This window comes from Streptomyces sp. NPDC039465 (assembly GCF_055639315.1).
Window position 1 is genome coordinate 183,368 of the sequence record NZ_JBVKAP010000010.1, and the last position, 13,277, is coordinate 196,644.

Genomic DNA, 13,277 nt, shown 5'->3' on the forward strand with positions numbered 1-13,277 from the left:
CGCCCGGTTCACATACCGGGCGGGTCCTGCGGCCCTTGGTCCACCGGGCCGCGGCCCGACAGGACCTCGCCGTAGGCCTGCATCAGATCCGGCAGCCGCAACGTGGCCAGATCGTCCCGGGTCGGGGTCAGCGCGTAGCCGGACAGCCGCAGATCGCGGTACGCGCAGGACTTCTCGTACAGCGTGCGCAGAAAACGCCCGTTGCCCAGCTCGTCGATCCACCCCTGTTCCACCACATGGCCGCTGATCGAGCGCAGCTCGTCGAGCGCCTCCTCGTCCCACACGTCGCCGTTCTCGGCGGCGAGCACCTCCCCGATCGCGGTGAGTTCGAGCGGGCGGTACGAGGGGAAGTCCACGCGGGTCGTGAAACGGGAGGACAGGCCCGGATTGGTGGCCAGGAGCCGGTCCATGCCCTCGGGGTAGCCGGCGAGGATCACCACCAGATGGTCGCGGTTGTCCTCGGCGCGCTTGAGCAGCACCTGCAGCGCCTCGTCGCCGTACGCGTCACCCTTGCTGTAGCCGGAGTTGGACAGGGCGTACGCCTCGTCCACGAAGAGCACCCCGCCGAGCGCCGAGTCGATCAGCTCGTTGGCCTTCACCGCGGTCTGGCCGAGGAACTCGCCCACCAGATCGGCCCGCTGGGCCTCCACGAGATGGTCGCCGCCAAGCAGTCCGAGGGCGTAGAAGACCCGCCCGAGAATCCGGGCCACCGTGGTCTTCCCGGTGCCAGAGGGACCGGAGAAAACAAAGTGACGTTTCGGCGGCTGGACGGGCAGCCCCTGGCTCGCCCGCAGCCGCGCCATCTCCAGCTGCGCGGAGAGCGCCTTCACCTGCCGCTTCACCGGCTCAAGACCCACCATCCGCTCCAGCTCGGCGAGGGCCGCCGCCAGCAGGACGGGGTCGGTGGCGCTCGCCGGAAAGCGCGGCGGCGCCGGCTGGACGGGGATGCCGGCCTTCTCCCGTACGCCGTCCGGCGGCGCCGGCGGACCGGGGTTCTGGGCGGGCTGCTGCGGCGGGGTCTCCGGTCCGAGCCGCAGGCCCTCGCCGGGCGAGGTGTCCGGGCGGTCCTGGACGTCGGCGGTGTCCTGACCGAGTCCGCCGAGGGAGACCGCGGCGAGCCCGCCCGGGTCGTCGGTGCCGTCGAAGCCGTCGTACTCGGTGATCGCGGCGAGCCGGGCGGAGGTGTCCATGAAGGCCGGATCGACGCGGTGCACGGCCCGATAGAGCGGCAGGGCGGCGGCGCTGCGGCCGGTGCCCTCGTGGGCGCGGGCCAGCCAGTACCGCAGCTCCTTGCGCTGCGGCTGCTCGCTGCGGCAGCGCATCAGCGCCGCGGAGAGCAGCGGCTCGGCCTGCCCGTACATCTCCATACGCACACGTGCCATCCCGCCGAAGAGACCCGCCTCGATCCCCAGCAGGGGGTCGTCGACCAGCGGCTCGGTGTGCCGCACGAGCTGTTCCCAGTCCTTGACCAGATAGGCCCGGCAGGCGTGCAGGAAGCGCACATGGGGATCCGTGTCGACGGGCGGCAGGCCCGCGAGGGCCCGGTCCAGCTCGGGCACATGGCGGCCGTCCAGCCAGTGCGAGGCATGGGCGAGCAGCAGATCGCGCGGGCTCTCCAGGACGGGCTGGACCCACCAGCCCAGCCAGTACCAGGAGTTCAGGGTCCGGCGGTGGCGGCTGCGCTGTTCGCCGAAGCGCTCGCGGTTGCGGAACATCCGCAGCAGCGCGGTGGTCGTGTCGACCCGCAGCGCGTGGAGCCCGAGCCAGCCGTCGGCCATTCCGGGATCGAGCCGCACCGCGGCCCGGAACTCCTCCTCGGCCTGGGGGTACGCCCCCATCGTGTAGGCGTCGACGCCGCGCAGCCAGGCGAGGTCGGCCGGGGCCTGTGTGCCCTGCGTGCCGATGTCCATCGGGTCCCCCACAAACCGTGCCCCCGTTGCTGTCCCGCCGGGCGGGCGCCCGCCGGAGCCGTACCCAACAGCGTTCTCGTGGACGGGATTTGACCGCACCGGGGGCATCGTACCTGCGCAGGGCGGGTGTGATTAAGGGTCCGGAGGGTGAACGGCGGCAGTGACCGAGGGTGATCGAATGATGTGGTACGGCGCCGGTGAAGGGGAGGAAGGGGCAGAACGAAGCCCCCGATCACGGGGGAACAACCGGGGGCTTCGCGTCTGCGGCGGCTCCGAAAAGCCGCACATTGAGAACGTAAGACCTGTACGCCCCGTCGGTCAAGCAGAGTTGAAGGCTTGGCCGAGGGTGTATGCCGACTGGTCAGTACGGAGGCACGAACCCGTCACGGGGAGTGACGGGACGGTCGGCGGGCGCGGTCACAGAAGGCCCCGGCAGCCACTCGTACCCCTCTGGACACTCGCGTATCAGCGCATCGGCGTACGGACGCGAAGGGTCGCCCGCGAAATGGCGGGTCTCCGCCACTGTCCAGCCGTCCCAGAAAGCGGACTGCGCAGGTCCGTCCCGGTGCCGGCCCCGGGCCCAGGACTCCTCCGGGCCGCGCTCCATCCACAGCAGCCGCGCCAGATACGGCCGCAGCGCCCGCCTCCCGGCACCCACCCCCTCCACCAGAACCACCGGCTCCGCGGGCAGCGTGCGCGGCGGCCCGAAGCGCCGCAGATTCCAGTCGTACGGGTGATAAAGCACGCGCTCTCCGCGCGACAGCGGAGCGATCACCTCGGCCAGCATGCGGCCGGTCCAGGAGAACAGCTCCTCATGGGTGGCCAGGTCGTCGAGCCGGAGCACCGGGGCGCCGCCGAGCGCGGCGGACAGCCGGGTCGCGAAGGTGGACTTCCCCGAACCGGCGTGACCGTCCACGGCGATCAGCCGCACCGGCCCGCACGAGGGGGGCAGGGCGCGCAGCCGGGCGGCCGACCGGTCGAGGGTGTCCATGGCGCCACCCTACGAGGCGCGGGTCTCCCGGGGCGCGGGCGGCTCCAGTGGTCGAGACCCATATTGGTACGTCGGCACGCGGCGAATCGCTGGCACGGGCGCCGTCCCAGCCGCGATAGTGACCCCACGCCCGGCACACCCCATCCGTCCGCAGCACCGCCGTTCCCGACTGGGGGTCACCGCCCATGCCCGATTCCACTCCGCGCAGAACCGTGCTGGCCGCCGCGCTCGCCGCCGCCGCGTCCACCGCCGTCCCGGCCGTCGCTGCGACGCGCACACCGGACGCGGCGCCGCCCGCCCGGCCCCCGGCCCGCACCGGAGAGGTGGACAACCGCTTCTGGTCCTCGTACACCGACTGGCGCGGCGGCGAGGCGGCCGGCACGCGCGCGGTGGCCGGGCGCCGCCCGGGGATTGTCATCGCCTCCCCGCTGGGCCGCGCCGACCACACCGACCCGCACACCGGCACCACGGCGACCTGGGAGTACGCCACCTGGACCTCCCCGCCGCACATCACCACCGTCCCGGCCACCGAGATCATCGCCTCCTGGAACGCGGACACCCCCGCGGGCACCTGGCTCGCCGTCGAGCTGCGCGGCACCTACCCGGACGGCAGCGAGACGCCTTGGTACGCGATGGGCCGCTGGGCCGCCGGGGACGGAGACCTGCGCCGCACCTCCGTCGACGACCAGAGCGACGGCCGCAGCACCGTATGGACGGACACCCTCGCCGTCGACGATCCGGCCGACGGCCTGCGCCTGGTCGCGTACCAGCTGAGGGTCACGCTCTACCGCGCCCCCGGGACCGCGCTGACCCCGACGGTGTGGCGGGTCGGCGCGATGGCCTCCGACATCCCGGACCGGTTCACCGTCCCGGCGTCGGCCCCCTGCACCGCGCGCGAGCTGACCGTGCCGCGCTACTCGCAGAACACCCATGTCGGGCAGTACCCCGAGTACGACAACGGCGGCGAGGCGTGGTGCAGCCCCACCTCCTCGCAGATGATCGTCGAGTACTGGGGCCGGCGGCCCACGGCCGAGCAGCTGGCCTGGGTGAACCCCGCCTTCGAGGACCCGCAGGTCTGCCACGCGGCCCGGTACACCTACGATTACCAGTACCGCGGCTGCGGCAACTGGCCCTTCAACGCCGCCTACGCGGCCACGTACCCGGACATGAGCGCCGTGGTCACCCGCCTGCGGTCGCTGACCGAGCTGGAGGGCCTGATCCGCGTGGGCATCCCGGCCATCACCTCCCAGTCCTTCCGCAAGGACGAGCTGACGGGCGCGGGCTACGGCACCGCCGGGCACCTGATGACGGTGGTCGGCTTCACGGCAGACGGCGACGTGATCGCCAACGACCCGGCCTCGCCGAGCAACGACGCCGTGCGCCGGGTCTACCTACGCCGGGAGTGGGAGAACATCTGGCTGCGGACCAAGAGGTACAACGCGAGCGGCAAGGTGGTCTCCGGCACCGGCGGGGTCTGTTACCTCTACTTCCCGGCCCACCCCACGGCCGCCCAGCGCCTGGCGCTGGGGGCGCTCGGCATCCGCTGAACGTAAGGACGTCTTCCCGTAGGTCTTCGGGGTGGTCCGAACGGGCGTCAACGCCCCTGATTCCGGGCTCACTTGACACTCCCGTACGTCTGCCATACTGCGGGGACTGTCGTGGCAGTGGGAGAGTAGGGCTGAATTTGAATAATAGTCAACAGCGCGGAAACAGCGAACGATCCCAGGTACGTCGCGCCGAACTCCTCGCGATCGGGCGGAAGTTGTTCGCCGACACCTCGTACGACGCGCTGTCCATGGACGACATCGCCCGGCACGCCTCGGTCGCCAAGGGGCTGATCTACTACTACTTCAAGAGCAAACGCGGCTACTACCTCGCCATCGTCGAGGAGTCGGTCGCCGATCTGGTCGCCCGCGCGTCCGGGGACACCGAGCTGCCTCCCCGTGAGCGCGTCGAGCGGACCGTCGACGCCTATCTGCGCTACGCCCAGCACCATCAGGCCGCCTACCGCACCATCGTCACCGGTGGCGTCGGCTTCGACACGGAGGTGCAGGCGATCAGGGACGCGGTCCGCCAGGAGCTGGTCGCCACCATCGCCGAGGGCGCCTACGGCCACCGTGAGATCCCGCGCCTCGCCCACCTCGCCCTGCTCGGCTGGCTGAGCAGCGTCGAGGGCATCACCCTCGACTGGCTCGCCGACCAGGACCCGGACCGCGCGACGCTCTGCGCCTTCCTCGTGCGGCTGCTCCAGGCCGCGATGTCCGCGATCGAGGAGTACGTCCCGCAGTGCCCGGCTCCGGAAGCGGCATCCGCACCGGCACCGCGGCGTCCGGAGCACGCGGCGGAGGCAGCCTCGGGAACCGTGCGGGAACCGGCCGTCGACGCCGTCACGGCCGGGTCCACACCGGCGCCCGGGGCATGAGGCGGGGGCGGGGAGCGTCCTCCCCGCCCTTCCCGCAGACCACGCCGTGTTCGGGCCCCGCCGGAGCGGGTACTTCCACCCCGTGACGGGAGCCCGCCGATCGGGCATACTCAACCCGCCACAGCCGCTGGTCAGCCACTTCCGTGATCCGGGGAGGCAGCATCGGCGCGTAAGTGAGACCCGGCGGCGCCGCCCAACCCTTCGCGCGCGCCCGCCGTAGCGCCCGACAGGGAGGAGAGCGCCGCAATGCCCGACCGCGCCCCGCAGCCGGTGGAACGACAGCTGCCCACCGAGGAGTCCAGGGATCTCATCGCTCTGGTCCGCGACATGATCCAGCGGGAGATCGCCCCCCGCGCGGCCGAGGAGGAGGAAGCCGGCCACTTCCCCCGCGAGGTCTTCACCCTGCTCTCCGCATCAGGCCTGCTGGGGCTGCCGTACGGCTCGGAGCACGGCGGCGGGGACCAGCCGTACGAGGTCTATCTCCAGGTGCTCGAAGAGCTCGCCGCCGCCCGGCTCACCGTGGGCCTCGGCGTGAGCGTCCACTCCCTGTCCTGCCACGCGCTGGCGGGCTACGGCACCAAGCAGCAGCAGGCGGACCATCTGCCGGCCATGCTCGGCGGCGGCCTGCTCGGGGCGTACTGCCTCTCCGAGCCGTCCTCCGGCTCCGACGCGGCCTCGCTGCGCACCAAGGCCGTCCGGGACGGCGACGAATGGATCATCAACGGCACCAAGGCCTGGATCACCCACGGCGGTGTCGCGGACTTCTACACCGTCCTCGCCCGCACCGGCGTGGAGGGCCCCAAGGGCATCACCGCGTTCCTGGTCCCAGGCGACGCCGAGGGGCTGAGCGCGGCCGCGCCCGAGAAGAAGATGGGCATGAAGGGCTCGCCCACCGCTCAGCTGCACTTCGACGGGGTCCGGGTCTCCGACGCGCGGCGGATCGGCGAGGAGGGCCAGGGCTTCGCGATCGCCCTGTCAGCGCTCGACTCGGGCCGGCTGGGGATCGCCGCGTGCGCCGTCGGCGTCGCGCAGGCGGCCCTCGACGAGGCCGTCTCGTACGCCTCGGACCGGCGGCAGTTCGGCCGCCCGATCGCGGACTTCCAGGGCATGCGCTTCATGCTCGCGGACATGGCGACCAAGATCGAGGCCGGCCGTGCGCTCTACCTGGCGGCGGCGCGGCTGCGGGACGCCGGACAGCCGTTCTCCAAGCAGGCGGCGATGGCCAAGCTGTTCTGCACGGACGCGGCCATGGCGGTGACGACCGACGCGGTGCAGGTCCTCGGCGGCTACGGCTACACCCAGGACTTCCCGGCCGAGCGCTACATGCGCGAGGCGAAGGTGCTGCAGATCGTGGAAGGCACCAACCAGATCCAGCGGATGGTCATCGCCCGTCACCTCGCGGGACCAGAGTCCCGCTGACCCGAGCGGTCCGGTCCACCCAGACCGGAGCCGCCGTGAGCCTGGTCCACTCCTGGTCACGGCGGCCCGGCAGGGTTCTGCCATGGCTCGCCCACTGGCGGAGCACCGCCTTGTAGATCGGCGGGTCGGAGGGAAGAGGAACCGATTCTTCGGCGCTCGGAGCGGCCAATCGGCGCCGCCCGTAGCTCCCGGGGGAGTACAGCGAAGTCATGCCCGTCCCAACGCGCCCCGCCGGGTGCGGGTCACCGCCGGGCGGATTCGCCCGCCAGTTCGCCCCTTACCCGCGCCGGCCCCTGGCCGGACCCCGGGCCGGGCCCGGAAGCGCCGCCCGCACGGCTATGGCCTCCTGGCCGGGATCTGACGTACCGTCAACTCCCCTTTCCCGCCCAGGAGGTCAGGCGTGCTGGACGACCGACCGATCGCGCTCGACGAGTACCCCGTGCACCAGGCCCCGCTCTCCATGAAGCACCACGTCAGCGGCGACCGGAACGCCTACGACCGGTGCATCTTCCATGTCTTCGACCACGGCGGCCGCGCCCTGCTCATCGCCGGGCTCGGCGTCTACCCCAACACCGGCGTGATCGACGCCTACGCCACCGTGCGCATCGGCGAGCGCCTGCACGCCGTCCGCGCCTCCGACGCGCTCGGCGAGGACCGGCTGAACCTCTCCGTCGGCCCCCTGCGCATCACCGTCGACCAGCCGCTGCGCCGCCTCGGCCTGCACTGCGACGCCGACCCGGACGACCCCGACTCGCTCTCCTACGACCTCACCTGGACCGCGGACTTCCCCGCCCTGTGGGAACCCCACCACACCCAGCGCCGCGGCGACCGCCTCACCCTGGAGGGCCGCCGCTTCGTCCAGGCCGGCCACTGCACCGGCACGATCCGGGTGGCGGGCGAGGAGATCCCCGTGACCGCGGGGGAGTGGACCGGCACCCGCGACCGCAGCTGGGGTGTGCGTCCCATCCCCGGCGAAGAACCCGGCCGCGCCGAGGAGTTCCGCCCCGAGGGCTTCCACTGGCTCTGGGTCCCCATGCGCTTCGACGACCGCTTCGTGATGGTGATCGTCCAGGAGGACGCCGACGGCTACCGCGGCCTCGGCGAGACCGTGCTCGTCCGCGACGGGCGGCGCGACACCCAACTGGGCTGGCCCCGCACCGAGATCACCTACCGCTCCGGCACCCGCCACCCCGAGCACGCCGTCATCCACCTCACCGACCCGGCGGGCAAGCCGCTGGAGGTCGGCGTCGACATCCTCGCCTCCTCCCCGCTCGCCGTCGGCGCCGGCTACCCGCCCGCCACCGACTGGCAGCACGGCACTTGGCAGGGCCGCGGCTGGACCGACCGGCGCGTCTACGACCTCGCCGACCCCGCCGCCCACCCCATGGCCGCCTTCGGCGTCACCGACCACGCCGCCCGCTTCACCATGGACGGCCGCGTCGGCCACGGCATCTTCGAGCACGGCTCCTTCGGCCGCCACGACCCGAGCGGCTTCACCGGCTACGACTCGGTCGCCCCGTAGCGGCCGGGCAGGGAGGACGTCATGGCCACGGCACCCCGGCCCCGTACCACCACCCGCGACCCCGAGGAGCTGGCCCGCCGGCTTACCGCCTGGCTGGACGCGCGGCTGCCCGGCGCGAAGATCTCCTCACTGCGCGTGCCGCAGTCCAACGGCATGTCCAGCGAGACCCTGCTCTTCGACCTCGACCATCCCGAACCGCCTGTACGGGCCTGCGCGTTGCGGCTCGCGGCCGACCCCGCCGCGTACACGATCTTCCCCGTCTACGACCTGCGCGGCCAGTACGAGACGATGCGCGACGTCGCCCGCCACACGGACCTGCCCGTCCCGCGCGTGCTGTGGCTGGAGGAGGACCCCGGCCCGCTCGGCGCCCCCTTCTTCGTCATGGAGCGCGTCGAGGGCCGCGTACCGCCCGACGTCATGCCCTACACCTACGAGGGCAACTGGCTGCACGCCGCGACCGACGCCGAGCGCGCCGCCCTGGAAGCGTCGACGGTCTCGCTCCTCGCCCGGCTGCACGAGCAGTACCCGGCGCCCGCCGTCGAGGGCAGCGCGCTACGGCGCCATGTGACGGCCGCGCGGGAGTACTACGCCTGGGTGGTGGACGCACTGCCCCGCTCACCGCTGATCGAGTCCGGCTTCGACTGGCTCGACGCCCACTGGCCCGCCGACGAGGGCCCCACGGTCCTCAGCTGGGGCGACGCCCGCATCGGCAATGTCATCTACGACGGTTTCACACCCGCGGCCGTCCTCGACTGGGAGATGGCGGCGCCCGCCCCGCGCGAGGTCGACCTCGGATGGGCCATCTATCTGCACCGCTTCTTCCAGGACCTGACCGTCGGCTCCGGCCAGCGGGGCCTGCCCGACTTCCTGCGCCGGGACGCCGTCGAGCGGCGCTACGCCGGACTCACCGGCCACACGCCGCGCGACATGGACTTCTACACCCTCTACGCGGCCCTGCGGCATGCCGTGGTGATGCTGCGGGTGGCCTACCGCCAGGTCCACTTCGGTGAGGTGCGGGTGCCGGAGAATCCGGACTTGTTGATCCTGCACCACGCCGAGCTGGCCGCCATGGTGCAGGGAACGTACTGGTAGCCGTCAGGCCGCGCGCCGCATCTGCGGCACCTTCATCGGACGCGAGCCCGGACCGCCGACGTGCGAGAAGGGCTGCGTCCGCCAGTCGAGCCCCTGCGGGAGCGTCAACAGCAGCGCGGTGTCCTGCTCCTGGACCTCGAGCGTCTCGTCGGCGGCGTGCGCCTCGGCCGCGTCACGGCCCGTGCCGGCGCAGACCGACAGCACGAAGGGGTTCCACGGCGTGGGGCACAGCGCGTGTTCGGGCAGCCGGTCCTCGTCCGCGAGCAGCGCGATCGGCTGCGCGCAGTCCGGGCAGATCACCCGGACCATCTCGAAAGTGTCGTATGTGTCGTACTCCTCGGACTCGTCGAGCCCGCCGGAGACGACGCCTGTATCAGGTTCCGGTTCGGTGCGTCCGGTGCGCTTCACGCTCTGCATGGGAATCTCCCCCTCGGGTGGGCCGCTCTGCTGTGGCCTCGACCACAGCAAGCTTTTCCCTCCGCGGACCCTGGATAACCGTGAGGTCACGGCCGACGGCGAGTGTACGCCTGTGGCCTTCGTCACATGCCCGTCGCAGATGCCGCTTCGTGTTGCCCCCGACTGTGCCGTGGACCACCCGGGGCAATAGGTTGACCGCATGGAGGAGCTGGATCGTCAGATCGTGGAATTGCTCGTCAAGGACGGGCGGATGAGCTACACCGACCTGGGCAAGGCCACCGGCCTGTCCACCTCGGCGGTTCATCAGCGGGTACGCAGGCTGGAGCAGCGCGGAGTGATCCGCGGCTACGCCGCCGTCGTCGACCCCGAGGCGGTCGGCCTGCCCCTGACCGCCTTCATCTCGGTGAAACCGTTCGACCCCAGCGCCCCCGACGACACCCCCGACCGGCTGGCCGACATCCCCGAGATCGAGGCCTGCCACAGCGTCGCCGGCGACGAGAACTACATCCTCAAGGTGCGCGTGGCCACCCCGCTGGAGCTCGAGCACCTGCTCGGCCGCATCCGCTCCCAGGCGCATGTCTCCAGCCGCACCACGGTGGTCCTGTCGACCCCGTACGAAGCGAGGCCGCCACGAATCTAGGCTGGTCGCCATGACCGAGAGCCTGACCGAGCCGCTGCCCGACGGCGCGCACCGCACCGTGCTGCTGCGCGGCGGAGAAGTCCACAGCCCCGCCGACCCCTTCGCCACCGCCATGGTCGTGGAACGCGGCCATGTCGCCTGGGTGGGTTCGGAGGGGGCCGCGGACGCCTTCGCCTCCGGCGTCGACGAGGTCGTCGACCTCGACGGCGCCCTGGTCACCCCCGCGTTCGTGGACGCGCATGTGCACACCACCTCGACCGGCCTCGCCCTCACCGGCCTCGACCTGACCGGCGCCGCCTCCCTCGCGGAGGCCGCCGACCGGATCCGCGCGTACGCCGCCGCCCGCCCCGGCGACCGGATCCTCATCGGCCACGGCTGGGACGCCTCCCGCTGGCCCGAGCGCCGCGCGCCGCGCCGCGCCGAACTCGACGAGCTCACCGGCGGCCGCCCGCTCTACCTCACCCGCATCGACGTCCACTCGGCCGTCGCCACCACCGCCCTGCTCGACCTCGTGCCCGGCATCCGCGCGATGACCGGCTTCCACGACGGCGAGCCGCTCACCGGCGACGCCCACCACGCCGTGCGCGCCGCCGCGTACGCCGCGCTCTCGCCGCCCCAGCGCACCGAGGCGCAGCGCGCCGCCCTGCGCCACGCCGCCTCCCTCGGCATCGGCACCGTCCACGAGTGCGCCGGCCCCGAGATCTCCTCCGAGGACGACTTCACCTCCCTGCTCGCCCTGGACGAGCCCGGCCCGCGCGTCGTCGGCTACTGGGCCGACCTCGACGTCGAACGGGCCCGCGCGCTCGGCGCGCACGGCGCCGCCGGGGACCTCTTCGCCGACGGCTCCCTCGGCTCCCACACGGCCTGCCTGCACGACCCGTACGCCGACACCCCGCACACCGGCCTCGCCCACCTGGACGCGGCCACCGTCGCCGCCCATGTCGTGGCCTGCACCGAGGCGGGGATCCAGGCGGGCTTCCACGCGATTGGCGACGCGGCGATCAGCACCGTCGTCGACGGCGTCCGCGCGGCCGCCGAGAAGCTCGGCCTCGCCCGGATCCGCGCCGCCCGCCACCGCGTCGAGCACGCCGAGATGCTCACCCCCGAGACCATCGCCGCCTTCGCCGAGCTGGGCCTGACCGCCTCCGTCCAGCCCGCCTTCGACGCCGCCTGGGGCGGCGAGGACGGCATGTACGCCGAGCGCCTGGGCGCCGAGCGGGCCCGCACCCTCAACCCGTACGCCGCCCTGCTGCGCACCGGCGTCCCGCTCGCCTTCGGCTCCGACAGCCCGGTCACCCCGCTCGACCCCTGGGGAACCGTCCGCGCGGCCGCCTTCCACCGGACGCCCGAGCACCGCATCTCGGTCCGCGCCGCGTTCACCGCCCACACTCGGGGCGGCTGGCGGGCCACCGGCCGGGACGACGCCGGCGTGCTGGTCCCCGGCGCCCCGGCCGACTATGCGGTCTGGCGCACCGGCGAGCTGGTGGTCCAGGCCCCCGACGACCGGGTCGCCCGCTGGTCCACCGACCCCCGGTCCGGAACCCCCGGCCTGCCCGACCTGACCCCCGGTCATGACCTGCCGGTGTGCCTGCGCACCGTGGTCTTCGGACAAACGGTTTTCGTACGGCCGAACGAGTGACGTAGGGGTATTTCGTACCGCCGGCCGCCGGTTCCCCGGCTCGTCCTCGACCTGCGGATCTTCCTCACCGGCCCCTTCGTATAGGTCGACGCCGCAGGTCAGAGCGGTATTGACAGCAAACCGCCGACGGCCGATAGGTTCGGTCGGGTCCACCACAGGACGTCCGGCCGGTTGAAGGTTTCTCCCAGGCCGGGGGTTCCCCGTGCTCGCAGGAGCCGGGGGAGGTGCGACCCGGGTGGGGCCCGGACGTTCAGTAGACAACGGCTCTCGGTCGACCCGCAGCCAGCGGGTCCCAGGCCGGCCCGAAGGACACCCGGGCCCCCATCCACAGACCGGCGCCGCACCGGAAGCCCGTGTGACGCGTGAGGCTCGCTATGGTGGGGATCTGCGTACGGACGTCAAAGGGGCAGTAGTGAACGACGGTGGCCAGAGGCGATACGGCCCACTCGGCAGAACCTTGGTGATCATCCCCACCTACAACGAGGCCGAGAACATCCAGCCGATCGTCGCCCGGGTGCGGGAATCCGTGCCCGACGCGCACATCCTCGTCGCCGACGACAACAGCCCTGACGGCACCGGCAAGATCGCCGACGAGCTCTCCGCCGAGGACGACCACGTCCACGTCCTGCACCGCAAGGGCAAGGAAGGGCTCGGCGCCGCCTATCTCGCCGGTTTCCGCTGGGGCATGGAGAACGGCTACGGCGTACTCGTCGAGATGGACGCCGACGGCTCCCACCAGCCCGAGGAGCTTCCCCGGCTGCTCACCGCCCTCAAGGGCGCCGATCTGGTCCTCGGTTCCCGCTGGGTGCCCGGCGGCCGGATCGTGAACTGGCCCAAGTCCCGTGAGTTCATCTCCCGGGGCGGCAGCCTCTACTCCCGCGTCCTGCTCGACGTCCCGATCCGGGACGTCACCGGCGGCTACCGGGCCTTCCGCAAGGAGACCCTGGAAGGCCTCGGACTCGACGAGGTGGCCTCCGCCGGCTACTGCTTCCAGGTCGACCTGGCGCGCCGCGCCGTCGCCGCCGGCTTCCACGTCGTCGAGGTCCCCATCACCTTCGTCGAGCGCGAGCGCGGCGACTCCAAGATGAGCCGGGACATCCTCGTCGAGGCGCTGTGGCGGGTCACCGCCTGGGGCGTCGGCTCCCGGGCGAACAAGCTCCTCGGCCGGGCTTCCGCCAAGCGCCGCTGACCCCGTATCGCCGCCGGTCTTTATGCCGTACCGGCG

The 13,277-nt window shown here is 72.4% G+C and carries 10 protein-coding genes and 1 pseudogene; 8 read left to right on the forward strand and 3 right to left on the reverse strand.

Annotated elements, in window-relative coordinates:
- Positions 1 to 8: 8 nt before the first annotated feature.
- Together ACZ7LT_RS28780 and ACZ7LT_RS28785 are read right to left on the reverse strand one after the other, a co-directional pair.
- A complete protein-coding gene (locus ACZ7LT_RS28780; protein WP_471239024.1) occupies positions 9 to 1,910 on the reverse strand; it encodes an AAA family ATPase in 1,902 nt (633 codons plus the stop codon).
- A gap of 361 nt (positions 1,911 to 2,271) precedes the next feature.
- Entirely contained in the window at positions 2,272 to 2,901 is a 630-nt protein-coding gene (locus ACZ7LT_RS28785) for a uridine kinase family protein (RefSeq protein ID WP_471239025.1), read from the reverse strand.
- A gap of 185 nt (positions 2,902 to 3,086) precedes the next feature.
- Here ACZ7LT_RS28785 and ACZ7LT_RS28790 point away from each other — a divergent pair, with 185 nt between their 5' ends.
- The 5 genes and pseudogenes from ACZ7LT_RS28790 to ACZ7LT_RS28810 all read left to right on the forward strand — a co-directional run bounded on the left by ACZ7LT_RS28790 (position 3,087) and on the right by ACZ7LT_RS28810 (position 9,356).
- Positions 3,087 to 4,448, forward strand: a complete 1,362-nt coding sequence (locus ACZ7LT_RS28790) for a peptidase C39 family protein (protein ID WP_471239026.1) — start codon at positions 3,087 to 3,089, stop codon at positions 4,446 to 4,448.
- A 137-nt stretch (positions 4,449 to 4,585) separates the two neighbouring features.
- Positions 4,586 to 5,206, forward strand: a pseudogene (locus ACZ7LT_RS28795) (TetR/AcrR family transcriptional regulator); the annotation flags it as partial.
- Between the two features lie 363 nt (positions 5,207 to 5,569).
- Entirely contained in the window at positions 5,570 to 6,742 is a 1,173-nt protein-coding gene (locus ACZ7LT_RS28800) for an acyl-CoA dehydrogenase family protein (protein ID WP_471239027.1), read from the forward strand.
- Positions 6,743 to 7,145: 403 nt separating this feature from the next.
- Positions 7,146 to 8,264 carry an Rv3169 family protein gene (locus ACZ7LT_RS28805; protein WP_471239078.1) on the forward strand — a complete coding sequence of 373 codons (1,119 nt, stop codon included), beginning with the start codon at positions 7,146 to 7,148 and terminating at the stop codon, positions 8,262 to 8,264.
- A 21-nt stretch (positions 8,265 to 8,285) separates the two neighbouring features.
- The gene (locus ACZ7LT_RS28810; RefSeq protein WP_471239028.1) at positions 8,286 to 9,356 is read left to right on the forward strand and encodes a phosphotransferase family protein; all 1,071 of its coding nucleotides are present in this window, start codon (positions 8,286 to 8,288) and stop codon (positions 9,354 to 9,356) included.
- 3 nt (positions 9,357 to 9,359) lie between these two features.
- Here the strand turns inward: ACZ7LT_RS28810 and ACZ7LT_RS28815 are convergent, their stop codons facing one another.
- On the reverse strand, positions 9,360 to 9,773 hold the full coding sequence (locus ACZ7LT_RS28815; RefSeq protein WP_471239029.1) for a hypothetical protein: 414 nt from the start codon (positions 9,771 to 9,773) through the stop codon (positions 9,360 to 9,362).
- A gap of 199 nt (positions 9,774 to 9,972) precedes the next feature.
- Between ACZ7LT_RS28815 and ACZ7LT_RS28820 the strand changes: the two genes are divergently transcribed.
- The 3 genes from ACZ7LT_RS28820 (at position 9,973) to ACZ7LT_RS28830 (ending at position 13,241) form a co-directional block, all read left to right on the forward strand.
- Positions 9,973 to 10,413, forward strand: a complete 441-nt coding sequence (locus ACZ7LT_RS28820; RefSeq protein ID WP_019884764.1) for an Lrp/AsnC family transcriptional regulator — start codon at positions 9,973 to 9,975, stop codon at positions 10,411 to 10,413.
- Positions 10,414 to 10,423: 10 nt separating this feature from the next.
- Positions 10,424 to 12,052 carry an amidohydrolase gene (locus ACZ7LT_RS28825; RefSeq protein ID WP_471239030.1) on the forward strand — a complete coding sequence of 543 codons (1,629 nt, stop codon included), beginning with the start codon at positions 10,424 to 10,426 and terminating at the stop codon, positions 12,050 to 12,052.
- Positions 12,053 to 12,464: 412 nt separating this feature from the next.
- Entirely contained in the window at positions 12,465 to 13,241 is a 777-nt protein-coding gene (locus tag ACZ7LT_RS28830; protein ID WP_471239031.1) for a polyprenol monophosphomannose synthase, read from the forward strand.
- The last annotated feature ends 36 nt before the right edge of the window (positions 13,242 to 13,277 follow it).